At 73.5% G+C, this 23,936-nt stretch carries 19 protein-coding genes; 5 read left to right on the forward strand and 14 right to left on the reverse strand.

The features are described from left to right. Positions 1 to 13 precede the first annotated feature (13 nt). From ACZ3YL_RS12910 to rsmI, 6 genes are all read right to left on the reverse strand, one after another. Positions 14 to 931, reverse strand: a complete 918-nt coding sequence (locus ACZ3YL_RS12910) for a 4-(cytidine 5'-diphospho)-2-C-methyl-D-erythritol kinase (protein ID WP_465657063.1) — start codon at positions 929 to 931, stop codon at positions 14 to 16. Continuing rightward, positions 928 to 1,809 (reverse strand): 16S rRNA (adenine(1518)-N(6)/adenine(1519)-N(6))-dimethyltransferase RsmA, encoded by an 882-nt coding sequence (gene rsmA, locus ACZ3YL_RS12915; RefSeq protein WP_188304277.1) that lies wholly within the window; start codon positions 1,807 to 1,809, stop codon positions 928 to 930. The genes ACZ3YL_RS12910 and rsmA overlap by 4 nt, the downstream gene beginning before the upstream one ends. Before the next feature lie 72 nt (positions 1,810 to 1,881). Further along, a complete protein-coding gene (locus ACZ3YL_RS12920) occupies positions 1,882 to 2,760 on the reverse strand; it encodes a TatD family hydrolase (protein ID WP_465657066.1) in 879 nt (292 codons plus the stop codon). Next, the gene (metG, locus tag ACZ3YL_RS12925; protein WP_465657068.1) at positions 2,760 to 4,379 is read right to left on the reverse strand and encodes a methionine--tRNA ligase; all 1,620 of its coding nucleotides are present in this window, start codon (positions 4,377 to 4,379) and stop codon (positions 2,760 to 2,762) included. Before metG ends, ACZ3YL_RS12920 begins: the two co-directional genes overlap by 1 nt. Positions 4,380 to 4,535: 156 nt before the next feature. Beyond that, positions 4,536 to 4,961, reverse strand: a complete 426-nt coding sequence (locus ACZ3YL_RS12930) for a hypothetical protein (protein ID WP_188304280.1) — start codon at positions 4,959 to 4,961, stop codon at positions 4,536 to 4,538. A gap of 236 nt (positions 4,962 to 5,197) precedes the next feature. Then, positions 5,198 to 6,067: a 16S rRNA (cytidine(1402)-2'-O)-methyltransferase gene (gene rsmI, locus ACZ3YL_RS12935; protein ID WP_188304281.1), complete on the reverse strand. Its 870-nt coding sequence runs from the start codon at positions 6,065 to 6,067 to the stop codon at positions 5,198 to 5,200. 96 nt (positions 6,068 to 6,163) lie between these two features. Between rsmI and ACZ3YL_RS12940 the strand changes: the two genes are divergently transcribed. After that, the gene (locus ACZ3YL_RS12940) at positions 6,164 to 7,978 is read left to right on the forward strand and encodes a dolichyl-phosphate-mannose--protein mannosyltransferase (protein WP_465657070.1); all 1,815 of its coding nucleotides are present in this window, start codon (positions 6,164 to 6,166) and stop codon (positions 7,976 to 7,978) included. 199 nt (positions 7,979 to 8,177) lie between these two features. After that, positions 8,178 to 9,938, forward strand: a complete 1,761-nt coding sequence (locus ACZ3YL_RS12945; protein WP_465657072.1) for a penicillin-binding transpeptidase domain-containing protein — start codon at positions 8,178 to 8,180, stop codon at positions 9,936 to 9,938. A gap of 73 nt (positions 9,939 to 10,011) precedes the next feature. Here the strand turns inward: ACZ3YL_RS12945 and ACZ3YL_RS12950 are convergent, their stop codons facing one another. From ACZ3YL_RS12950 to ACZ3YL_RS12975, 6 genes are all read right to left on the reverse strand, one after another. Next, the gene (locus ACZ3YL_RS12950) at positions 10,012 to 11,421 is read right to left on the reverse strand and encodes a glycosyltransferase 87 family protein (protein WP_188304284.1); all 1,410 of its coding nucleotides are present in this window, start codon (positions 11,419 to 11,421) and stop codon (positions 10,012 to 10,014) included. Positions 11,422 to 11,565: 144 nt separating this feature from the next. Next, positions 11,566 to 13,053, reverse strand: a complete 1,488-nt coding sequence (locus ACZ3YL_RS12955; RefSeq protein WP_188304285.1) for an amino acid permease — start codon at positions 13,051 to 13,053, stop codon at positions 11,566 to 11,568. Between the two features lie 249 nt (positions 13,054 to 13,302). Further along, positions 13,303 to 14,871, reverse strand: coding sequence for a penicillin-binding transpeptidase domain-containing protein (locus ACZ3YL_RS12960; protein ID WP_465657075.1), 1,569 nt, complete (start codon positions 14,869 to 14,871; stop codon positions 13,303 to 13,305). Beyond that, entirely contained in the window at positions 14,871 to 16,202 is a 1,332-nt protein-coding gene (locus ACZ3YL_RS12965) for an FtsW/RodA/SpoVE family cell cycle protein (RefSeq protein WP_465657077.1), read from the reverse strand. The genes ACZ3YL_RS12960 and ACZ3YL_RS12965 overlap by 1 nt, the downstream gene beginning before the upstream one ends. A 152-nt stretch (positions 16,203 to 16,354) precedes the next feature. Continuing rightward, complete coding sequence (locus ACZ3YL_RS12970; protein ID WP_465657079.1) at positions 16,355 to 17,038, reverse strand: ABC transporter; 684 nt, start codon at positions 17,036 to 17,038, stop codon at positions 16,355 to 16,357. Further along, positions 17,035 to 17,880, reverse strand: coding sequence for an ABC transporter ATP-binding protein (locus ACZ3YL_RS12975; RefSeq protein WP_188304870.1), 846 nt, complete (start codon positions 17,878 to 17,880; stop codon positions 17,035 to 17,037). The genes ACZ3YL_RS12970 and ACZ3YL_RS12975 overlap by 4 nt, the downstream gene beginning before the upstream one ends. Before the next feature lie 174 nt (positions 17,881 to 18,054). On the opposite strand from ACZ3YL_RS12975, the gene ACZ3YL_RS12980 reads away from it, so the two are divergent. The 3 genes from ACZ3YL_RS12980 (at position 18,055) to ACZ3YL_RS12990 (ending at position 20,801) form a co-directional block, all read left to right on the forward strand. Continuing rightward, the gene (locus tag ACZ3YL_RS12980; protein WP_317621056.1) at positions 18,055 to 19,377 is read left to right on the forward strand and encodes a VWA domain-containing protein; all 1,323 of its coding nucleotides are present in this window, start codon (positions 18,055 to 18,057) and stop codon (positions 19,375 to 19,377) included. Between the two features lie 2 nt (positions 19,378 to 19,379). Continuing rightward, complete coding sequence (locus tag ACZ3YL_RS12985; protein WP_465657082.1) at positions 19,380 to 20,246, forward strand: peptidase; 867 nt, start codon at positions 19,380 to 19,382, stop codon at positions 20,244 to 20,246. Between the two features lie 120 nt (positions 20,247 to 20,366). Then, positions 20,367 to 20,801 carry a universal stress protein gene (locus tag ACZ3YL_RS12990; RefSeq protein ID WP_465657084.1) on the forward strand — a complete coding sequence of 145 codons (435 nt, stop codon included), beginning with the start codon at positions 20,367 to 20,369 and terminating at the stop codon, positions 20,799 to 20,801. Here ACZ3YL_RS12990 and ACZ3YL_RS12995 read toward each other — a convergent pair. Together ACZ3YL_RS12995 and ACZ3YL_RS13000 are read right to left on the reverse strand one after the other, a co-directional pair. Continuing rightward, positions 20,791 to 22,413: a DUF2079 domain-containing protein gene (locus tag ACZ3YL_RS12995; RefSeq protein ID WP_465657087.1), complete on the reverse strand. Its 1,623-nt coding sequence runs from the start codon at positions 22,411 to 22,413 to the stop codon at positions 20,791 to 20,793. The two genes, ACZ3YL_RS12990 and ACZ3YL_RS12995, sit on opposite strands and share 11 nt — an antisense overlap. 26 nt (positions 22,414 to 22,439) lie before the next feature. Further along, the gene (locus ACZ3YL_RS13000) at positions 22,440 to 23,657 is read right to left on the reverse strand and encodes a glycosyltransferase 87 family protein (RefSeq protein WP_465657090.1); all 1,218 of its coding nucleotides are present in this window, start codon (positions 23,655 to 23,657) and stop codon (positions 22,440 to 22,442) included. Positions 23,658 to 23,936: the final 279 nt, after the last annotated feature.

The raw sequence follows: 23,936 nt of genomic DNA on the forward strand, positions 1-23,936 counted from the left end.
GGCCCCGGACGCGTCAGGAAACCGCCGTCGCCCCCGGCACCGGCCCGTACGTGGCGTGCGCGGCCCGGCAGGTGCCGGAGGCCAGCAGCGCCGCGGCGACGGCGGCGGCCGCCTCGGCGTCCTTGGCCAGGAAGGCGCAGGTCGGCCCGGAGCCGGAGACCAGGGCGCCGAGCGCACCGGCCTCGGTGCCGGCCCGCAGGGTGGCGGCCAGCGACGGGCGCAGCGAGAGCGCGGCGGGCTGGAGGTCGTTGGTGAGCGCGGCGGCCAGGGCGACGGCGTCGCCTTCGGCGAGCGCGGCGAGCAGGTCCGGGTCGGCGTCGGGGGTGGCGACGTCGGTGTCGCTGGAGCCGGTGCCGGCGGCCTCGCGGAGCCGGTCGCACTCGTGGAAGACGGCGGGGGTGGACAGGCCGCCGTCGGCGACCGCGAAGACCCAGTGGAAGGTGCCCTCGGCCGGCAGCGTCTCCAGGATCTCGCCCCGGCCGCGGCCCAGCGCGACGCCGCCGAGCAGGGCGAACGGTACGTCGGAGCCGAGTTCGGCGGCGAGGTCCAGCAGCACCGGGAGCGGGGTGTCCAGCTGCCACAGCGCGTCGCAGGCGACCAGCGCGGCGGCGCCGTCGGCGCTGCCGCCGGCCATGCCGCCCGCGACCGGGATGGCCTTGGCGATGTGCAGGTGCACGCCGGGGTCGGCGATGCCGTGGTGGGCGGCGAGCAGCCGGGCGGCGCGGGCGGCGAGGTTGCTGTCGTCGAGCGGGACGGCGTCGGCGTCCGGCCCCGAGCAGCTCAGCGTGACGCCCTCGCCCGGGGTGGCGGTGACCTCGTCCCCCAGCGCGACCGCGAAGAAGACGTTGGCCAGGTCGTGGAAGCCGTCGGCCCGCAGCCCGCCGACCCCGAGCTGGACGTTGACCTTGGCCGGTACCCGTACGGTGATCACTCGCCGTCCTTCGCGGGCTTGTGCTCGGCGATCGCGGCGAACTGTTCCACGGTCAGCATCTCGCCGCGCAGCTTGTGGTCGATGCCGGCGGCCGCGAGCGCCTGCTCGGCCCCGGCGGCGGAGCCCGCCCAGCCGGCCAGCGCGGCGCGCAGGGTCTTGCGGCGCTGGGCGAACGCGGCGTCGACCACCGCGAACACCTCGGTCCGGCTGGCGGTGGTCTTCGGCGGCTCGCGGCGGATCAGCGAGACCAGCCCGGAGTCGACGTTGGGGGCGGGCCAGAAGACGTTCCGCCCGATGGCGCCGGCCCGCTTCACCTCGGCGTACCAGTTGGCCTTGACCGACGGGACGCCGTACACCTTGTTGCCCGGCTTGGCGGCGAGCCGGTCGGCGACCTCGCTCTGCACCATCACCAGGGTGCGCTCGATGCTGGGGAAGGTCGCCAGCATGTGCAGCAGGACGGGCACGGCCACGTTGTACGGCAGGTTGGCGACCAGCGCGGTGGGCGCCGGGCCGGGCAGCTCGGTGACCTCCATGGCGTCGCTGAACACCAGGTCGAAGGCGTCGGCCTTGCCGGGCAGCCGGGCCGCGACGGTGTCCGGCAGGTGCTGGGCGAGCACCGGGTCGATCTCGACCGCGGTGACGTGCCGGGCCACCTCCAGCAGCGCCAGGGTGAGCGAGCCGAGGCCGGGCCCGACCTCCACCACGGCGTCCTGCTCCGTCACCTCGGCGGCCCGGACGATCCGCCGTACGGTGTTGCCGTCGATGACGAAGTTCTGCCCGCGCTGCTTGGTCGGCTTCACGCCGAACGCGGCCGCCAGTTCGCGGATGTCGGCGGCGCCCAGCAGGTGGCTGTCAGGGGTGGGGTCGGTGGTGCTCACGCGCCAAGGATACGGGCGTACGGGGTGCCGTCCGGACGTGACGATCCGGAACGGCCCCCTCGGACCCGGCGCTCAGTAGCCGAAGGCCCGCGCCGTGTTCGCCGCGATCGCCGCCGACAGCTCGTCCTCGGGCAGCCCCAGGGTGGCGGCCATCGAGCGGACCGTGACCGGGATCATGTACGGCGCGTTGGGCCGCCCCCGGTACGGGTGCGGGGTGAGGAACGGCGCGTCGGTCTCGACCAGGATCCGGTCGAGCGGGGTGGCGAGCAGGGCGTCGCGCAGCGGCTGGTTGGCCTTGAAGGTGACGGGGCCGGCGAAGGAGAGGTACCAGCCGTGCTCGGCGCAGACCTTCGCCATCGCGGCGTCGCCGGAGTAGCAGTGGAAGACGGTCCGCTCCGGGGCGCCCTCGGCCAGCAGGACGGCGATGACGTCCTCGTGGGCGTCGCGGTCGTGGATGACCAGCGCCTTGCCGTGCCGCTTGGCCATCTCGATGTGGCGGCGGAACGACTCCTTCTGGATCTCCACACCCTCCGGCCCGGTGCGGAAGTAGTCCAGGCCGGTCTCGCCGACGGCGCGGACCTGCGGCAGGGCGGCCAGCGCGTCGATCTCGGCGAGCGCCTCCTCCAGCGCCGCCCGGCCGCCCGCGTGCCGCTGCTGTCCGGACCAGCCGTCCGCGTCGCCGAGGAAGATCCGCGGTGCCTCGTTGGGGTGCAGGGCGACGGCCGCGTGCACCTGCTCGTACTGGGCCGCCAGTTCGGCGGCCCAGCGCGAGCCGGGCACGTCGCAGCCCACCTGGACGACCGTGGTGACGCCGACCGAGGCGGCCCGGGCGAGCCCCTCGGCCGGGGTGCCGGCCTGCATGTCGAGGTGGGTGTGCGAGTCGGCCACCGCCACGGCCAGGGGTTCCGGCAGCGGCGGCGGGGTCGACCGGTCGTCGTCCTTCTTGGCCATCAGGAGGCGGGCTTCTCTTCGAGGCGCGGGAACAGGATCTCGCCCTTGGTGACGGTGGTACCGGCGGGCAGCCGGCCCCAGTCACCGGCGGTGGCGACGCGCTGGTCGGCGAGCGCGCCGAGGCCCTCGGCGGCGCCCAGCGAGGCCCACAGCTTCTCGGCGGTGGACGGCATCACCGGGTTGAGCAGCACGGCGGTGCCGCGCAGCGCCTCGGCGGCGGTGTAGAGGATGGTGGCCAGGCGGGCCCGCCCCTGCTCCGACTCGTCCTTGGCGACCTTCCACGGCTCCTGCGTGGTGAGGTAGCCGTTGACCTGCTTGACGAACTCGAAGATCGCCGCGATGCCGCCGGCGAAGTCCAGCTCCTCGCCGATCTTCACGTCGGCAACGGCGACGGCCGCGGCCAGCCCGTCCGCGACGGCCTGCTCGGCCTCGCCCGCCGCGGTGGCGGCCGGCAGCGCCCCGCCGAAGTACTTGCCGACCATCGCGGCGACCCGGGAGGCCAGGTTGCCGAAGTCGTTGGCCAGCTCGGAGGTGTAGCGGGCGCTGAAGTCCTCCCAGGAGAAGGAGCCGTCGGTGCCGAACGGGATCGCCCGCAGGAAGTAGTAGCGGTAGGCGTCCACGCCGAAGTGCGAGGTGAGGTCGGTGGGCGCGATGCCGGTCAGGTTGGACTTGGACATCTTCTCGCCGCCGACCATCAGCCAGCCGTTGGCGACGACCCGCTTGGGCAGCGGCAGGCCCGCGGCCATCAGCATGGCCGGCCAGATCACCGCGTGGAAGCGCAGGATGTCCTTGCCGACGAGGTGGACGGAGGCCGGCCACAGCTCGGCGAAGCGCTCCGGGTCGCTGCCGTAGCCGGCCGCGGTGATGTAGTTCTGCAGCGCGTCCACCCAGACGTAGAGGACGTGCTTCTCGTCCCAGGGCAGCGGCACGCCCCAGTTGAAGGTGGAGCGGGAGATCGAGAGGTCCTTGAGGTCCTGCTCGACGAAGCGCAGCACCTCGTTGCGGGCCGAGGCCGGCTGGATGAAGTCGGGGTTGGCGGCGTAGAACTCCAGCAGCCGCTCACCGTAGGCGGAGAGCCGGAAGAAGTAGTTCTCCTCCTCCAGCCACTCGACCGGCTTCTTGTGGACGGAGCAGAGCTTCTCGTCCTCGGTGGCGCCGTCGAGCAGTTCGGCGGGGAGCTTGAACTCCTCGCAGCCGACGCAGTACGGACCGGAATAGCCGCCCTTGTAGATCTCGCCCTTGTCGAACAGGTCCTGGACGAACTCCTGCACCCGGGCGGTGTGCCGCTCCTCGGTGGTGCGGATGAAGTCGTCGTTGGCGATCTCCAGGTGCTGCCAGAGCGGCTTCCAGGCCTCCTCGACCAGCTTGTCGCACCACTCCTGCGGGCTGACGCCGTTGGCCTCGGCGGTCCGCATGATCTTCTGACCGTGCTCGTCGGTGCCGGTCAGGTACCACACCTTCTCGCCGCGCTGGCGGTGCCAGCGGGTGAGGACGTCGCCCGCCACGGTGGTGTACGCGTGGCCCAGGTGGGGACGGTCGTTGACGTAGTAGATCGGAGTGGAAACGTAGTACGCCGAGGCGCTCGCCCCGGTGGTGCTGTGGTCTGCAGTGGCCGCCATGGTCGGAAAGCTTAGTCGGGCCCGAACACACCCCTGAACCGATTGACCGGGCCTGAACCGATTGACCGGGCTCGACCGCATGACAGCCACGCGGACCGGGGCCGCCCGCCGCACTGCTCGCGGCGGGCGGCCCGGCTGCGCTCCCCGGGCCGGCGGTCAGCCCAGCAGCCGCGACCAGAACCGGGCCCAGCGTCCGCGCGGCCGGGTGGGTTCGGACACCGGGGGCGCCCCGGCCGGCTCGGCGTGCGCCGGGTAGCCGGGAGCGTGCTGCCAGGGCTGGTCGGCGACGGCCACCCGGCCCTCACGCATGATCCGGACGGTGTGTCCACCGCATCCCGGGCAGGTCGGCTTGAGCAACGGGGACGGCACCCGGACACCGTTGGCGTGGTACTCGAACACGATGTGGCCGTCCTTGGCCTGGTGGTGCTCGATGTCGTACGCCTGCTCCCAGCCGTACCCGCAGCGCAGGCAGGCGAAGGAGTAGGCCTCCCGTACGGTCTCGACGGGAGCGTGCGCCCGCCCCGCCAGGCCGGGGACGCTCAGCGCGTTGCCACTGCGGGGGCTACCGATCGTGTCGCTCATAGCCGTCTCCCAGTGCCCGTCGGGCGCTCGCCCGGCTGGGTCTTTCCATTCCAGGAAATGCCCGGACCGCTCCGGCCGACGCCCTTCTTGTGAAGACTTGGATGCGGGTTGGGGAGTCCTATACGAAAGGCCTCCCGGCGCCTCGGAAACGCGGCCGAACCTTCAGCTCAGCGGGCGTTTAGCAGGGCCTTCACTCCAAGGTACGACTCCCCGCCCGCCACGCAACCCCCCGGAATTCACCTCTTTTTCAAGGCCTCGCCGGAAGCGTCCTTCTTGGCCGCCACCACCGCGTCGAAGACGTCCCGCTTGGGGACGGAGAGTTCGACCGCGACCGCCGCGATGGCCTCCTTGCGCCGCTCCCCGGCCTCCTCCCGGACGGCCACCAGCCGGGCCAGCTCGGCCGGGGTCAGCTCCTGGGGCGCAGCCGGCGGGGCGCCCGCGACCACGACGGTGATCTCGCCCCTGACGCCGTCCGCCGCCCAGGCCGCCAGCTCGCCGATCGGCCCGCGCTTGACCTCCTCGTAGGTCTTGGTGAGCTCCCGGCACACGGCGGCCGGCCGCTCCGGCCCGAAGGCCTCGGCCATCGCGGCCAGCGCGTCGGCGATCCGGTGCGGAGCCTCGAAGAAGACCATGGTGCGCGGCTCGGCGGCGACCGAGGCCAGCTGCCGGGCCCGGTCGCCGGTCTTGCGCGGCAGGAAGCCCTCGAAGGTGAAGCGGTCGACGGGCAGGCCGGACAGCGCGAGCGCGGTGAGCACGGCGGACGGCCCGGGCACCGCGGTGACCTTCACGTCCGCCTCGACGGCCGCCGCCACCAGCCGGTAGCCGGGGTCGGAGACCGAGGGCATCCCGGCGTCGGTGACCAGCAGCACCCGGGCGCCGCCGAGCAGCGCCTCGACCAGCTCGGGGGTGCGGCCGACCTCGTTGCCCTCGAAGTAGGAGACGACCCGCCCGGCCGGGGTCACCCCGAGCGCCTGGGTGAGCCGGCGCAGCCGCCGGGTGTCCTCGGCCGCGATGACGTCGGCCGTGGCCAGTTCGGTGACCAGTCGGGGCGGGGCGTCCGAGACGTCGCCGATGGGGGTGCCTGCGAGAACGAGTACTCCTGTCACGGGCCCCATCCTTGCAGTTCCGCGCCGCCGGGGCGTTTGGTGACGATTCGGGCAGCTTCCGAGGGACCGGTCACACGTACGAGGAGCGCCCCTACGATGTGGCGGATGAACGGCGACACGGCGGCGCAGGCCCCCACTGGTACGGACCACTCCGCGCAGGGCGGTGCCGGCCTGCCGTCCCCCCGCTCACCCGGCTCACCCGGCTCACCCGGATCACCCGGATCGTCGCCGCACTGGCGGGAGCGCCTGGCCGGGTTCGGCTACCGCGCCCGCCCGACCGGCACGCTCACCGAGCGCCTGGTCCCGCCGATGCCGGACGGCCCCCGGGTGACGCCGCCCGACGTCCCGCAGTCCCCGCTGCTGCTGCGCCTGGGCCTGCGGCTGCCGCAGGGCCTCTGGTCCTTCCTGTGCCGCTGGTCCGGCTGGCTGGGCCCGATCGCGGTGGCGGTCTTCGCCGGACTGCTGCGGTTCACGAACCTCGGCCAGCCGCACGCGATCATCTTCGACGAGACGTACTACGCCAAGGACGCCTACGCGCTCTGGCACGGCGGTTACGAGATCAACTGGCCGGAGGACGCCAACACGACGATCATGACGCCGGGCGCGGCCGTCCCGTACCGCACGACGGCGTCGTACGTGGTGCACCCGCCGGTCGGGAAGTGGCTCATCGGCGCGGGCGAGCAGCTGTTCGGCATGAACCCCTTCGGCTGGCGGTTCGCGGTGGCCCTGCTCGGCACCCTGTCGGTGCTGATGCTGGCCCGGATCGCCCGCCGGATGTTCCGCTCCACCCTGCTGGGCTGCGTGGCCGGCCTGCTGCTCTCGGTGGACGGCCTGCACCTGGTGCTCAGCCGGACCGCGCTGCTCGACCTGGTGGTGATGTTCTGGATGCTCGCCGCCTTCGGCTTCCTGCTGCTGGACCGCGACCGCACCCGGGCCCGGCTGGCCGCCCGGCTGGGCGGGGTGGAGTCCCCCCTGCTCGCCCAGCGGCTCAACCTGGGCTGGCGCCCGTACCGGATCGCGGCCGGCGTCTGCGTCGGCCTGACCTGCGCCACCAAGTGGAGCGGCCTGTACGTCGCGGCGGCCTTCGGCGTGCTGACGGTGCTCTGGGACGTCGGCGCCCGCCGGCTGGCCGGCGCCCCGCGCCCGTACCAGGCGGTGCTGGCCCGGGACGTGGTGCCCGCCTTCGTGTCGGTCGTCGTGGTCTCGGTGGCCGTCTACCTGGCCTCCTGGTGGGGCTGGTTCGCCAGCAGCAACGCGCCCGGCCAGGGCGGCTGGGGCCGGGACTGGGCGGTCGGCCGCGCCACCGACTACCCGTGGATACCCGAGGGCCTGCGCGCCCTGTGGCACTACCACTCGACGGTCTACGAGTTCCACACCCACCTGACCGACCCCCACACCTACCAGTCCAACCCGTGGTCCTGGCTGGTGCTGGGCCGCCCGGTGTCCTTCTACTACGAGTCCCCCAAGCTCGGCCAGGACGGCTGCACCGTCGCCGACTGCGCCCGCGAGGTGCTGGGCATGGGCACCCCGCTGCTGTGGTGGACGGGCGTGCTGGCGCTGGTCTACTGCCTGTGGCGGTGGGCGTTCCGCCGGGACTGGCGGGCCGGCGCGCTGCTGTGCGGCCTGGCCGCCGGCTACCTGCCGTGGTTCCTCTACCAGCAGCGGACGATCTTCCTCTTCTACGCGGTGGTGTTCGTCCCGTTCCTGGTGCTCGCCGTGACGATGCTGATCGGTGCGCTGATCGGGCCGCCCGGCGCCTCCCGGGACCGCCGGCTCATCGGCTCGACGGCCGCCGGACTGCTGGTGCTGCTGATCGTCTGGAACTTCCTGTACTTCTTCCCGCTGTTCACGGGCCAGACCATCCCGCTCCAGGACTGGCGCTCCCGGATGTGGTTCAACAGCTGGATCTGAGGCCGCGGCCGGGCGGCGGGACCACCTGCACACGCTTCCCCCGAACCGTCCGTACCCGGTCCACGACACGTACCAGATCCGTCACAAGTCCCCGGCGTTTCGTCGGCGGACCGATCCGCCCTGCCTAGGGTGGGAGGCGTACCGCGTTTCCGGCCCCGCCGGTTGCGCCCGGCCGCGATACCCCTGGGGGATCTGCACCATGCGCAGTGCCGCGAAGATCGGCATCATCACCGGCGTGTCCATCGCCGTCCTCGCGGGCGGCGGCTACGGGGCCTACAGCCTGATGGGCTCGGACTCCGGGTCGTCCGGCGACAAGAAGCCCCGCACGGTGGTGGCCGAGCCGCCCTCGGCCGATCAGGCGGCGACCGGTGCGAAGGACTTCCTGGCGGCCTGGGCCTCCGGCGACATCGCCAAGGCGGCTTCGCTGACGGACGACCCGGCGGCGGCCACGACGGCGCTCACCGCCTTCAAGGACCAGGTGAAGCCGAGCGCGCTGACCCTCACCCCGGCCGGTCCGGCCACCCCGCAGGCCTTCGCCTCGGCCACCGGCACCCCGGCCCCGGCCAAGCCCACCGGCGCGGCCTCGGCCACCCCGTCCGCCACCGCCACCCCCGGCGCCACCGACTCGCCGTCCGCCGCCGCCACCGGGCCCACCGGCGTGCTGATGGGCTTCAAGGCCCGCGCCGAGTTCGAGGGCACCAGCCGGGCCTGGGACTACAACGGCTTCCTCGGCGTCGTGAAGATGAGCGACAACACCCCGGCCGTGCACTGGGCCCCCTCGGTGATCCACCCCCACCTGTCCGGCAACGAGACCATCGCCACCCAGCAGGTCTTCGCCCCGCCGTCCACCGTGGTGGACCGCAACGGCAAGCCGCTCCAGGGCGCCTCGCTCACCCCCGCGCTGATGGCCACCCTGCAGGACAACGCCCACAAGCTGCTGCCGCCGGACCCGAACAAGGACAAGGACGCGGGCAGCGCGGTGGTGATCACCGACCCGGCCGGCAAGACCGCCGCGGACAAGCTGTTCACCATCGTCGAGCCGAAGCCCGGCCAGCCGTTCAAGGTGACCATCGACAACACCCTCCAGGCCGCCGCCGAGAAGGCGATGACCGACCTGGGCGGAAAGTCCGGCTCGATCGTCGCCATCGAGCCCAGCACCGGCCAGGTGCTGGCCTTCGCCAACGCCCCGGCCGCCGGCCAGAACCGGGCCTTCACCGGCCTGCTCGCCCCCGGCTCGACGATGAAGATCGTCACCTCGACGGCCCTGCTGGAGGCCGGGCTCAACCCGGACAGCACGGTGGCCTGCCCGGAGAAGAGCAGCAACCCGGTGGCGATCCCGAACGATTTTCCGGGCGCCTTCCCGAACAACACCCTCCAGCAGGACTTCATGGTGTCCTGCAACACCGCCTTCATCAACCAGGGCCTGACCAGCCTCAAGCCCGAGACGCTGTCCGGCACCGCCAAGGACGTGTACGGCATCGGCCTGGAGTGGAAGACCGGCCTGCCGAACGCCGACGGCAAGATCCCGGCGACCCCGGGCAGCAAGGACGAGCAGGCGATGAACTACATCGGCCAGGGCAAGGTCCAGATGAACCCGCTGGCCATCGCCTCGATCACGGCGACCGTCCAGAGCGGCGCGTTCAAGCAGCCCATCCTGGTCGCCGGCCTGCCGCAGCAGCAGGCGGCCCGGCAGATCTCGCCGGACGTCGCCGCCAAGCTGCGCGCGATGATGAACGCCACCGCCGTCGGCGGCACGGCCAGCCAGGTGATGGCCGGGATCACCGACAACGCGGGCGCCAAGACCGGCTCCGCCGAGGTCCAGGGCGCGTCCACCACCAACAGCTGGTTCACCGGCTTCCGCGGCAACCTCGCGGTCGCCGCCGAGGTCCAGGGCGGCGGCCACGGCGTCGACGCGGCGGGCCCGGCGGTCGCCTCGCTGCTCAAGAGCGGCAACAAGTGACCGGCTAGCTGGTACACGACAGAGCCCGCCCCGCCGTCGTGGCGGGGCGGGCTCTGTCGTGTCCGGACCTTGTTCAACCTCTCGGCAGGGCCGGTTCCGGCGCGTCCGGCGTCGACGTCGGCGGCACCAGCCGGCGGTTGCTCCAGCGCCGGGTGGCCAGCCGGGGCCAGATCACCAGCACGGCCGGCAGCGCCAGGTACCCGAACCGCCCGGCCGGGGCGAGCATGAAGGCGATCGTGAGCCCGGCGGCCAGCAGGTCGGCGGCGGCGATCGCGGAGACCGGCGGCCGGGCCACCAGCCAGATCGCCACCCCGATCAGGGCCATGGTCATCAGCGCCAGCGAGACGGTGTGCCCGGTCGGTCCGAAGCCGGCCAGCACCTTGCCGGGCAGCGGGCTGCCCGCCGGGGTGCGGATCGCGGTCATCCCGAGTGGGAAGCGCACCACCTGGTCGCGCAGCGCCTGCGGCTGGGTCAGCACGGACGGCAGCAGCACCGCCGCGCTCACCCCGACCCCGATCAGCGCGGTGCGGGCGGCGGGCCGTCGACCGTACAGCCGCCACAGCAGCAGGACGGCCACCGGCAGGGCCGGCCAGGCGGTCCACTTGAGGCTGCAGGCGAGGGCGAGCACCAGCCCGGCGGCGACCGTGCGGTCCCGCTCGGCGAGCGCCATGGCCAGGCAGCAGACCCCGATCAGCGGCAGGTCGACCCCGCCGACCACCAGGGCGAGCGCTATCAGCGGCGAGGCGGTGAGGACGGCCAGCGGCAGCAGCGGCGCACGGTCCCGGGACGGCCGCAGCAGCCGCCAGGCGCCCAGCAGGCAGACGACGAAGGTGAGGGCGAACCAGATCCGGGCGTCTCCGGCGACCCGGGCGAAGGCGGTGGAGCTGCCGAGCAGCTGGCGCGGCAGCCCGAACAGGGACATCGCCGGCAGGTACGGGTTGTAGTCGGTGACCACCACCGGGTGCGGGAGGTAGACGTCACCGGTGGTGAGCAGCAGGTGGGCGGAGCGTTCGACCACCATGACCTCGGACTGGTGGCGGCCGGTCACGGCGAGCAGTCCGAGCGGCGCGAGGACGGCCCCGAGCAGGGCGACGACGGCGGCGGCCTCGGCGGCGAAGCGGCGCGGCAGGGTGAGGCAGAGCAGCCCGGCCACGACGTAGGCGGGGGCCGCGACGAGTCCCCACAGCCGCTGGTTGGCCAGGTCGGAGACGAGCGGGAAGGCCGCGGCCCAGCCGGCCGCGATCAGACAGCCGAGCAGCTGCACCCAGCGCAGCGAGGCGAGCCGGGCGGGATTCCACCGATCGGGCGTGGGCGGGAAGGTGCTCTCACCACGCTGTCGGGGGAACGGACGGGTCGGGAAGCCGCTCGCCGGAGGGCCGGGTCTGGCGGGCAGTTCGGTGCTGATGGTCGGGGCCGGCGTTCTGGCGCGGCCGGTGAAGCGGCCGCGCGGGCGGGTGAAGCCGGGCGTGCGGGTGCTCACCATGGTGGAAGGTTATGGCGGCCGACCGGGCCCTGTCGCCATCGCGTCGGGCTCCGGTGGCGACGCTACGCGCGTAGGGCCGCCGGGTGTCGTACCGAGCGGCGGCCCTTCACGATTGGGTAACGGCCCGGTCGGCCGATGGCCCGGTCAGCCGGCCTTGGTGTCGGCCGGGACGCTCTGCTCCTCGGCCCGCTCCAGCCGGGAGTGCTTGATGCTGTAGCCGAAGTAGACGACCACGGCGACGCCGAGGGCGATCGCCCCGGCCCGGAAGGTGTCGGCGTGCAGGCCGGTGATCAGGTAGATGCAGAAGCCGACACTGATCAGCGGGACGACCGGGTAGCCGGGGACCTTGAAGCCGCGCGGCAGGTCGGGCTGGGTGCGGCGCAGGATGATCACGCCGATCGAGACCACCGAGAAGGCGATCAGGGTGCCCAGGCTGGTGATGTCGGCCAGCACGTCCAGCGGGATGAACGCGGCCAGCGCGCCCACCCCGACCCCGACCACCAGGGTGTTCCAGACCGGGGTGCCGGTGCGCGGGGAGAGCTGGGCGAAGCGCTTGGGCAGCATGCCGTCGCGGCCCATCGAGTACAGGATGCGGGTCTGGCCGTAGACCACCACGAGGGTGACGCTGAAGATCGAGATGATCGCGCCGATCGCGAAGAGCATCGCGGGCCAGCTCTGGCCGGTGATGTTCTGCATGATCTGGGCGAGCCCGGCCTCCTGGCCCTTGAAGTCCTGCCACGGCTGGGCGCCGATGCCGGCCAGGGCGACCAGGATGTAGAGCAGGGTCACCACGACCAGCGAGATGATGATCGCCATCGGCATGGTGCGGCGCGGGTTCTTGACCTCCTCACCGGCGGTGGACACGGCGTCCAGGCCGATGAAGGAGAAGAAGATGCTGGAGGCGGCCATCTGCACGCCGCCGATGCCCAGCGGCATGAACGGGGTCAGGTTGCCGGAGCGGAAGCCGGTGAGCGCGACGCCGACGAACAGCAGCAGGATGACGATCTTGATCCCGACCATGGCCGCGTTGACCTTCACCGACTCGCTGACGCCGCGGACCAGCAGGAAGCAGATCATCGCGACCAGCAGCAGCGCCGGCAGGTTGAACCAGTGGGTGCTGTCCGGCGCGCCGGACAGCTGCACGGGGATCTTGACCCCGAAGGCCAGGTCGAGGAACTTGTTCAGGTACTCGGCCCAGCTCACCGCGATGGCGGAGGCGGAGACGCCGTACTCCATCAGCAGGCAGATGCCGACGCCGAAGGCGACGCCCTCGCCGAGGGTGGCGTAGGCGTAGGAGTACGAGGAGCCGGAGACCGGGATCGCGGAGGCCATCTCGGCGTAGCAGAGCGCGGTGAGCCCGGCGGTGACGGCGGCGATCACGAAGGACAGGATGACGGCCGGCCCGGCGTCCGGCACCGCGGTGCCGAGCACGAAGAAGATGCCGGTGCCGATGGTGGCGCCGATGCCGATCGAGGACAGCTGCCAGAGGCCGATGGAGCGGCGCAGGTGGATGCCGGAGCGGCCGCCCTCCTCGGGCGCACCGGCCGGAAGGCCGTGGCCCTCGCTCTCCGCGATCAGGGTCGAGACGGGCTTGCGTCGCAGCAGACGCTCACCAAGGGTGTTGCTGGCCAAAACGCGGTCCTTCTAGGCGGGGGGAGGGTGTCCTAGCGGCCGGTCACCCGAGGCACTGGGGGGTGTCTTCGGGGACCAACCGAACAAACATGGGACAGGACCCCGCGAAGACACCAGTGTCGCAAACAAACAATACCGATCGGCGCATTGTACGAATCGGCACATCAGACATACCAAAGCGGACACTTCGCACCCGTCGCACCCGTCGACCGTTCCGCTAAACGTCCAGCTCAGCCCGCCTGATTGGCCTCAACGGCCGAGCACCGCCCGCAGCACCGCCCGGGCCACCGGGGCGGCCAGCGCACCACCCGTGACGTCCTTGGCGTCACTGTCCGCGACCACCACGGCCACCGCGACCGGTGGCACCGCGTCCGAACCGGCCGGCTTGGCCCAGGCGATGAACCAGGCGTACGGCGTCCCGCTGTTGTCCACCCCGTGCTGGGCGGTGCCGGTCTTGCCGCCGACCACCGCCCCGTCGATCCGGGCGTTGCCGCCGGTGCCGTTCTCCACCACGTCGGTCATCAGCCGCCGCACCTGCCCGGCTACCGCCGGGGTCAGCGCCCGCCGGTACACGGCCGGCTTCATCAGCTCCACCTCGGTGCCGTCGCTCCTGGTCAGCCGGTCCACGAGCTGCGGGCGCATCACCGTCCCGTCGTTGGCGATCCCGGCCGCGACCATCGCCATCACCAGCGGGGTGGCCGCGGTGTCGAACTGCCCGATCGAGGAGAGCGCCAGCTGGGCCGGGTCCATCGCGGTGTCCACGTTGGAGCGGGCCGGGCGCACCGGCAGGTCCAGCTTCGGGTCGTTGAAGCCGAAGCCCTCGGCCGTCGCCACCAGCTCGGACTGCCCGGTCCGCACCCCCAGGTAGCCCAGCACGCTGTTGCAGCTGGCGGTCATCGCCGCGTCCAGCGACAGCCCCGGCCGGTCGCAGGCCGCGCTGTCGTTCATCAGCGGCGTGGTCGTCCCGGGCAGCACGTACGGGAAGGGCGCCGCGGTCGGCGCGTCCGGGTCGGTGACCACCCCGGCGGACAGCGCCGCCGCCGCGGTGACCACCTTGAAGGTCGAGCCCGGCGGGTAGGTCTGGCGCAGCGCCCGGTTGAGCATCGGCCGGTCGGTGTCGGCCTGCAGCCGGTTCCAGGCCGTCTGGTCGGCGCCGGCGGACCCGGCGAAGCCGCCCGGATCGTACGAGGGGGTGCTGGCCAGCGCCAGGATCCGCCCGGTGGCCGGCTCGATCGCGGCCACCGCGCCCTTCTGGTCGCCGAGCCCGCGCATCGCGGCCTGCTGGGCCGCCCGGTCGATCGTGGTGTACACGTCCCCGCCGGGGTTGCGCCGGCGGGAGACCGCGTCCCAGAGCGACCAGCCGCTCAGCCGGCCGTCGGTGCCGGTCAGCAGGTCGTCCTCGGTGCCCTCCAGCTGGCTGTTGCCGTACGCCTGGGAGGCGAAGCCGGTGACGGCGGCGTACGTCGGGCCGTCGCCGTAGGTGCGCTTGTACGCGTACCGGCCGCCGGTCGGCCGGGAGCCGGTCACCGCCTGGCCGCCGACCAGGATGTCGCCGCGCGGCTGGGCGTACCGCTCCACGGTGAGCCGCTGGTTGGCCTGGTTGCGGTCGAGGTCGTCGACCTCGAACACCTGCACCCGGGTGGCCTGCACGCACAGCGCCCCGACCAGCAGCAGGCAGAAGGTGCCCGCCCGCCGCCCGGTGACCGAGATCCCGGGCAGCCCCTGCGGGCCGTTGCCGCCGGGCCGGATCGCTCTGGGCCGGATCGCTCTGGGCCGGATCGCTCCGGGCCGGATCCCCTTGGGCCGGTTCCGGGCCATCACACCCCCTCCGGAGCGGGCCGCCGGGCGTCGTCGCTCATCCGCACCAGCAGCGCCACGATGATCCAGTTGGTGACCACCGAGGAGCCGCCCTGGGCGATGAACGGCATGGTCATCCCGGTCAGCGGGATCAGCGCGAGCACCCCGCCCGCCACCACGAACACCTGCAGCCCGACGATCGCGGCCAGCCCGATCGCCAGCAGCCGCCCGAACGGGTCGCGCAGCGCGATGCCGGTCCGGAAGCCGCGCGAGACCAGCACCGCGTACAGCAGGAACACCGCGGTCAGCCCGGTCAGGCCGAGTTCCTCGCCGACGGTGGCGAGGATGAAGTCCGACTTGGCGGCGAAGCCGATCAGCACCGAGTGCCCGTTGCCCAGCCCGGTGCCCAGTTCGCCGCCCCAGGCGAAGGCGAACAGCGACTGAGCGATCTGGTTGGCGCCCTTGCCGGCCGTGATCGAGCCCAGTGGGTCCAGCCAGTCCACCACCCGGCTGTGCACGTGCGGCGAGAGCCAGCCCACCGTCACCGCGCCGACCGCTGCCAGGCCCAGCCCGATCGCGATCCAGCCGGTGCGCGCGGTGGCCACGTAGAGCATCACCACGAACAGGCCGAAGTACAGCAGCGCCGTCCCAAGGTCGGTCTCCAGCACCAGCACCCCGACGAAGGCCGCCCAGATCATCAGCACCGGCCCGAGCACCCGCCCGCGCGGCAGCTGCCAGCGCCAGACCCGGCGGCCGGTGAGCGCCAGCGCGTCCCGGTGCACCGCCAGGTAGGCGGCGAAGAAGACGGCCAGCAGGATCTTGGCGAACTCCCCCGGCTGGAAGGAGAGCGGCCCGACGACGATCCAGATCCGGGAGCCGTACACCGGCGGGAAGAGGATCGGCACCACCAGCAGGACCAGCGCCAGCAGCGCCCCGACGTGGGCGTAGCGGCGCAGCCGCCGGTGGTCGCGCACCAGCAGCAGCACGGCGATGAACAGCGCCACCCCCAGGGCCGACCAGAGCAGCTGAGTGGAGGCCGCCTCCCGCCCCGGGGTGGCCCGGTCGAGGCGGTAGATCACCACCAGCCCGATCCCGTTGAGCAGTACCGCGATCGGCAGCAGCAGCGGGTCCGCGTACCGGGCCCGCCACCGGATCACGCCGTGCGCCGCCAGGGCCAGCACGCCGAGCGCGGCCCCGTACTGGGCGGCGTCGGCGGGCGCCTCGCCGTCCAGGTTGACGCCGACCTCGACGTAGCCGAACACCGCGGTCAGGACGGCGATCAGCACCAGCACCAGTTCGGTGGTGCGCCTGGTGGGGACCGGCCGGCCGGGCCGGGCGGCGGATCTCGTCACGGCGGAGGGTGTCGCCACGGACCGTCCTGGGGGGGGAGGCGGGAGTCGAAGAGGCCGACCGGGTCCAGGCACCGGCGCCCCGGTTCGTCACCCTAACGAGCGCTATCCATATTTATCGGCTGTTTGTCACGGTGTGTCCGCCATTGCCGCCTTCACTCCGGCCGCCGCCCGGCCAGCGCCGCCACCCCGGCCCCGGCCGCGGCCACCAGGACGACGGCGAGCAGCAGTTCACCCCAGGGCACGGCGAGCCGCCCGGTCCGGGCCGCCGCCACCACCCCGCGCACCGCCGCGTTGGCCGGCGACACCGGCACCACCAGCGCCGCCGCGGCCAGCCCGAGCGCCGCCAGGATGCCGTACGGCGAGCGGACCAGCACCGGGCGGTTGCCCACCGCCCCGGCCAGCACCCCCAGCAGCGCGCAGACCACCGAGGCCGCCAGCCCGGCCAGCAGCGCCCGGCCGACGCCCGGATCCTGCCGCGCCCCCGGGTTCGCCACCGCCCCGCTGGTCCACCACAGCGCCGCCACCTCCGCCACCGCCAGCAGCAGGGCCGCCGCCAGCGCCGCCAGCAGCGCGGCCAGGTGCACCCGCGCCGGGCCCGCCACCGCGACCAGGCAGGCCCGCGAGGTCGGCGGCTCGGCGGTCAGCACGCTACGCACGAACCAGGCGCTCACCGGTACCAGCAGCCCCGCGCCGAAGCCGAGCCCGCCCAGCAGCGGATCGCCCGGCGTCACCCCGATCACCAGCACCAGCGCGAACGCCAGGAACGGCGGCAGCCAGGCGTGCGAGCGCACCAGCAGCTCCAGGTGGTACCGGGTCAGCGCGCCGAGCTGCCTCACCGCTCCTCCTCCCGTCGACGCACCGCCAGCACCCGCAGCGCCGGGCGGCTCACCAGCAGGCCGCGCAGCAGCGCGTCCGAGTACGCGGCCGGCACCGTCAGCCGCACCGCCGTGCCGCCCAGCGGGGTCGGCACCGGCGCGCCGGGCAGCCGCTCCGGCAGCGGGGCGTCGTCCGGGACGTCCACCTCGATCTCCATCACCGGCCCGCCCCGGTCCACCGCCGTCGACTCCTCCGCCGGCCGCAGCCCGCCGTCCGGGCCGACCCGGTAGGCCGCGCTGGTCCGCCCGGCCAGCCGGGCCGGGTCGTGGTCCACGAACAGCACCGTGCCGCCCGCCGCCGCCCGCTCGGCGGCCGCGTCGTCCAGCACCGCCCGAGCCTGCGGGTCCAGCCCGGTCCAGGCCTCGTCCAGCAGCAGCACCCGGGCCTCGGCGATCAGCGCCTGCGCCACCGCGACCTTCTGGCAGGTGCCCTTGGACAGCCGGCTCAGCGGGGTGCCCGCCCGGTCCGCGATGCCGAACCGGTCCAGCCACTCCCCGGAGCTCCGCCGCGCCGCCGCCGCCGACAGCCCGTGCACCCGCCCCACCCGCAGCAGGTAGGAGGCGGCGTCGAACGGCAGCGCCGGCGGGAAGCGCTCCGGCACGTACGCCGCGGTCCCGGGCCGCACCACCCGGCCGGTGCTCGGCCGCTCGATCCCGGCCGCCAGCCGCAGCAGGGTCGACTTGCCGCTCCCGTTCGCCCCGGCGATCCGCACCAACTCCCCTGGCCCGACGGCCAGCTGGACGTCCCGCAGGATCCACCGCCCGCCCCGCCCGTACCGCTTGCCGACCGCGGTCAGCTCCATCCGCACCCCGCCTCCATCCGGTCCCCCCGAAGGCTATCGAGCGCCGGTAAGGCCACCGTGAGCTTTGCGTCGTGCAATCCCTCGACCACGCGCCGGAGTTCACGCCGGGGCAGGCGGGTGCACCGCCCGGTCTCGTTTGGCCTTGACGAACTGATGATCCCTAGGATCGGCCGGGTGAATACCGGACGACGACCGAAGACCAGGCTCGGCAGCCTGCTGGCCGCCCTGGCGATAACGGGCGCCTCGCTGCTCCTCGGCCTGCCAGCCCAAGCCGACGAACCCTCAGCCGGCGCCTCCCCCGCACCGAAGGAGGCCCCCAGGGTCGACCTGATCCTGGACGTCAGCGGCTCCATGAACACCGCCGACATCCAGGGCAAGAGCCGCATCTCGGTGGCCCAGAACTCGCTCAACGAGGTGATCGACGCCCTGCCCTCGGAGGCCGAGTTCGGCATCCGCACCCTCGGCGCCACCTACCCCGGCAACGACAAGAACGTCGGCTGCCAGGACACGAAGCAGCTCTTCCCGGTCGGCAAGACCAACAAGGTCGAGGCCAAGACCGCGGTCGCCACCCTGCGCCCCACCGGCTGGACCCCGATCGGCCTGGCCCTGCGCGGCGCGGCCCAGGACCTCGGCAAGGGCGACGCCACCCGCCGGATCGTGCTGATCACCGACGGCGAGGACGACTGCGCCCCGCCGGACCCGTGCGACGTGGCCCGCGAGCTCGCCGCCCAGGGCATCCACCTGGTGGTCGACACCCTCGGCCTGGCCCACGACGACAAGACCCGCCAGCAGCTGCTCTGCATCGCCAACGCGACCGGCGGCACCTACACCGACGTGCGCACCGGCCAGCAGCTCACCGACAAGGTGAAGCAGCTGATCGACCGCAACGACGACACCTACACCGTCAACCCGGTCAAGACCGCCGGCACCGACAAGTGCGAGAGCGCCCCGGTGCTCACTCCCGGCGTCTACAGCGACCGGGAGAAGTTCTCCGAGCACCGCGTCTACAAGGTGCCGGTCAAGGCCGGCCAGGAGCTGCGCGCCTCGGTCAGCGTGGGCCTCGACCGCGCGGTGGCCCGGGACTACGGCGTCCTGCTCCAGGCCACCAGCGCCACCGGCCAGGAGCTCGTCCGCGGCACCGACGCCGCGAGCACCCGCACCGACGTCATCTCCACCGGCCTGCGCTGGTCCACCAACGACTCCAAGGGCTACGTCACCGCGAGCCCGACCGCCTCGTCCAAGGACAAGCCGGACACCACCGTCTGCCTGGTCGTCAGCAACGCGCTGGCCCCGCAGGCCGGCGTCCACACCGACCCCGGCATGCCGCTGGAACTGACCGTGGACCTCGCCTCCGCCTCGCCCGCCCCCGAGGGCGCCGCGATGGGCCTCGGCCGCGGCTGGATCCTGCTGCTCACCCTCACCCTGGCCGGCCTGGTCTTCGGCCTGCTCGCCGGCTGGATCGCACGCTGGCGGATCGCCGTCTGGCGGGAGAACTGACCATGCGTACGACGATCCGCGGCGCCCTCGCCGCCCTCGCCCTGTTGCCCGCCCTCGCGCTGGGCGCCCCGGCCGCCTCCGCCGCCTCGCCCTCCCCCACGGCGGCCGCGAGCGGCACCCCGGCCCCGGCCACCAAGGCCGGCACCTCCTTCCTGACCGCGGTCAACCTATCCCCCGGCCAGGACGCCAACGTCGCCGTCTCCACCGGCGACTACCTGTACTGGGCGTTCGGCGCCTCCGAGGGTCAGACCCCGACGGTCGACCTGACCGTCAACCTGGCCCCGGCCACCGACCGGCACGGCCCGCAGACCTGGACCGTCGAGGTCTTCGACGGGCTGCGCCGCCGCCAGGCCTGCACCGCGGGCACCCAGAACGCCACCGGCGACCAGAGCGCCACCAGCCTGGCGCTGAACTGCACCCTGCGCGAGGTCCGCACCTGGGCCGAGCCGTGGTCCGGCGACCCGCTGCCCGGCACCTACTACGTCCGGCTGTCGGTCACCGACGCCCCGCAGCCCGACCTCGGCCTGCCCGCCACGGCCCAGCTGCACGTCGCCGCCAAGGGCAACGCCGACAACGCCCAGCCCGAGGGCGGCGCGCTCAAGGCCCCGCTGGTCCCGCCGGTCGGCGGCGGCGCCAGTACGGCCAAGGCCGCGGCCCCGGTCGCGGAGAAGGAGCACTGGTACACCGGCTGGTTCTCCGGCTGGAACAGCCGCTGGTACTGGACCATCGGCGGCGGCTTCCTGGCCGCCCTGGCCGGCGTCCTCGGCTACCACCTGACCCGCCACCCGCGCGGCCGCCGCCCCGGCCACTACGGCGCCGTCCCGCCCCAGGGCTCGCACCAGCACGGCAACTACGCCGAGCGCCCGTAACCCCGCCCACCCGAGGGCCGGCCGGACACCTTCCGGCCGGCCCTCCGGCATGTCCGGGGCCCGTCTCCCGGGTCCCGCCCGGGGCGACACGGCCCAGGGGGCAGGCCCTACCCTCGAAGCATGCAGCCGCCCGCCCGGATCGTGGTCGGCGTGGACGGCTCCGCCCCCGCCCGCGCCGCCGTCCGCTGGGCGGCCCGGCTGGCCGGCCTCACCGGTGGCCCGCTGGAGGCGGTCGCGGTCTGGGACTTCCCCTGTCTCTTCGGCGAGCACGGTCTCGTCCCGCCCGCCCTGGACGGCTTCGAGCCGGAGCGCCGGGCCGCGGAGATCCTCGACGAGACGGCGGCTGGCTGCGCCCTTCCGCTGAGCCGCCGCCTCAGGGCCGGGTCACCGGGCCCCGCGCTGGTCGCCGCCGCGACCGGCGCCGGCCTGCTCGTCCTCGGCAACCGGGGCCACGCCACCCCGCCGGACGTCCCGCTGGGCACCGTCGCCCACTACTGCCTGTGCCACGCGCCCTGCCCGGTGGTCATCGTCCGCGAGACCTGGCTCAGCCCTTGAACAGGTTGTGCCCCACGTCGGACGGCACCTCGTCCTGGACCGGCTTGCTGCCCGGCCCCGGCACGCGCTCGCCGGGCACCGGCTGGTCGCCCTCCCGGTGCAGCAGCACCACCCCGTCCTCGGCCCAGAGCTGCCGGTAGCCGTGCGCCAGCAGCAGCTGGATCCGGTCGGCCTGCTCCTTGTCCGTCTTGAACGGGAAGGACCGCTTGTCGGAGCGGGTCAGTACGTAGTCGCGTCCGCGCGGCGTGCCGTCCACCAGCACCACGTCGGTCCGCGCGGTCAGCCGGGGCGCGATCTGGTTGTCGGCCTCCACCGAGGCGCCGTCCGGGATCAGCGCGGCCGCCCGGACCAGCGCGGCCTCGCTCGCCCGGGGCTCCCAGGAGGAGGGCACCGCCAGCTGCAGCAGCCCGATCGGCACCGCCGCCACCAGCGCGACCCCGACCGTGCCCAGGCCCAGCAGCCGGGCCCGCCGCCGGGTCCGTTCGGTCCGCTCGGTGCTGCTCAGCCGCCCCAGCACCTCGACGGTGGCGGTCAGCAGGACGGGCCAGAGCAGGGAGTCGTAGTGCCGGGCGATCGACCAGTGGTTGGGGTTGCTGGAGAGGATCCGCTCGGCCAGCAGCGGCACCAGGCACAGCACGGTGGCCGAGCGCAGCGGCAGCAGGAACAGGGTCCCGAACAGCCAGAGCAACAGCAGCGGCTTCAGCGGCTGGTCGAAGGCGGTCTGCACCAGCAGGAACGGGTCGTGCAGCAGGTTGGTGACCGCCTGGCCGCCGTCCGCGCCGAGGGTTTCGTAGTTCCAGTAGTAGCCCGGCTCCCCGCCCATGGCCGGGATCAGCCACTTGATCGCCACCGCGGAGGCGATCGGCCCGCCGAGCAGCAGGCCGATCCCGGTGTAGCGCCCGGCGCGGTCCCCGGTGCGGCGGGTGCGCAGCAGCAGCACCAGGCCGTACGCGCCGACCAGCAGGCCCATGTCCTCCTTGGTGCAGCACAGCAGCACCGCGGCGAGCACCACCGTGCCGTAGCGGCGGGCCAGGCCGCGCTCCAGCATCAGCAGGGTCAGCGGGACGGCGAAGGCCACCTCGTGGAAGCCGACCCGGGAGGCGACCAGCAGCGGCCAGCCGAGCGCGTAGGTCAGCCCGGCCAGGTCGGCGGCCCGGCGGGCGGTGCGCGGCTCGGCGGCGGCGAAGGAGTACGCGGCGATCCGGCGGATCAGCGGCACCCCGAGCGCGAACAGCAGGGCCTGTCCGATGATCAGCGAGCGCGGGTCGTCCCAGATCCAGTACAGCGGCGCGAGCAGCGCCAGGACCGGGGAGAAGTGGTCGCCGAGCAGTGAGAACCCGGGCGGGAACTCGTGGTGGTAGGACTTCAGCGTCGAGACCGGCAGCCCGAAGTGGGCGTAGCCGCGTATGCCCTGGTCGAAGATGCCCAGGTCGAAGCCGCCGAGCGAGACGGAGGCCCAGCCCTGCATGCCGATGGCGCACGTCACCGCGAAGCACAGCAGGCCGAGCACCAGGGTGCGCCGGGCGGGCGTGCCCAGGACGGTCGCGGCCCTGCGGGCGGCGGCGGGCACGGCGGCCCGGGGCGTCGGCGGGGTCGCGGTCTGGGTGGTCACGTCGGCTCCGGTCCCTCTCTGGTCCGTCAGGACCGATTGGTCAGGGCGGGGTCACGGTCGGGCTCGTGGTCGGGCTCGTGGTCGAGCCTGGCGCCGAGCAGCGCCCAGGCTCCGGCCGAGGCGTCGACCGCCTGCCGCCGGGCCCGGTAGAGCCGCACCCCGATGACGACCAGGACGGCGACGGCGATCGGCGGGTAGATCGAGCCGGGCAGCTGCCAGTACCAGGAGACCCCGCGGCCCCAGCGGTGCGGCACGGCCCACATCACGTGGGAGAGGAAGACCAGCAGCGTCACGCCGAGCAGCACCCGGCGGCCGGTGCTCCGGGCCTCGGCGGCCAGCAGCGCGATCAGCGGGATGCACCAGACCCAGTGGTGGGTCCAACTGATCGGCGAGACCAGCAGCGCGGTGAGGGCGGCACAGACGCCGCCCCAGGCGTCGGCCCGGCGCAGCACCCGGGCGGAGCGCCCGGCGAGCACGGCCACCCCGAGCCCGAGCGTGGCGACCAGCGCGGAGGCGATCAGCCCGACCAGGCCGGGGTCGTTGACGTCGAGCAGCCGGCAGACGGCCCCGCGCAGCGACTGGTTGTCCACCAGTACGGTGACGCCGACCCGGCTCGGGTCCCACAGGTACGTGGTCCAGAACCCGTACGAGCCGTCGGGCAGCATGATCCAGCCGATCAGGCCGGCCGCCAGGAAGGTGCCCATGGAGACCAGGGCGGCCCGGATCCGGCCGGTCAGGAACAGGTAGACGGCGAACAGCCCGGGAGTGATCTTGATCGCGGTGGCCAGGCCGATGCCCACGCCCTTGGCGCGGCTGCGGTCGGGCCGGGTGAGGTCCCACAGCACCAGGCAGAGGATGGCGAGGTTGACCTGGCCGTACTGGAAGGTGGTGTAGACCGGCTCCAGCCAGACCGCGAGGCCGGTGGCGAGGATGGTGGCGGCCGGCCGGTGCCGCCGGGCGGGCCAGCCGGCCAGCTTCAGCGACAGGAACACGGCCAGGCCGAGCAGTGCGTAGTTGCCGAGCATCACCAGGACGCGCAGGGTGCTCACGTCGAACCAGGTGCTCGGTACGAACAGCATCGCGGCGAACGGCGGGTAGGTGGCCGGCAGGTCCCAGCCGGGCAGCCGCATCGCGTACAGGTCGTCGCCGTTGACGACGGCCTGGCCCTCGGCCCGGTAGACGAGCATGTCGACCATGGTGGCGCCGTGCAGGTGCCGCTGGAGGACGAAGGCCGCCACCGACACTGCCGCGACGCAGGCCGCCGCGATGGTCCAGGAGTTCGGTCTTCCGTTCGCCGGGCCGCCGTCTGGCCCCTCCGGGTCCGCCTGCCGCGTCCACCGTGTCAGACCGAACTCGCGCACCGCGATGGCACCCCGTTGAGATAGACCAGATCGTTCCCTCGTCAGCGTCTGGGCCCACCCACCATAACTGACCCCTCTGAAACTCCCCTGAGTCCCAAAGCACGTCAGATTTCCACCTGGTGAGGGCGGTGTGACCTCGGTCACCAGCCTGGCCGCCGGGCC

It is taken from the genome of Kitasatospora sp. NPDC023176, from assembly GCF_055560495.1.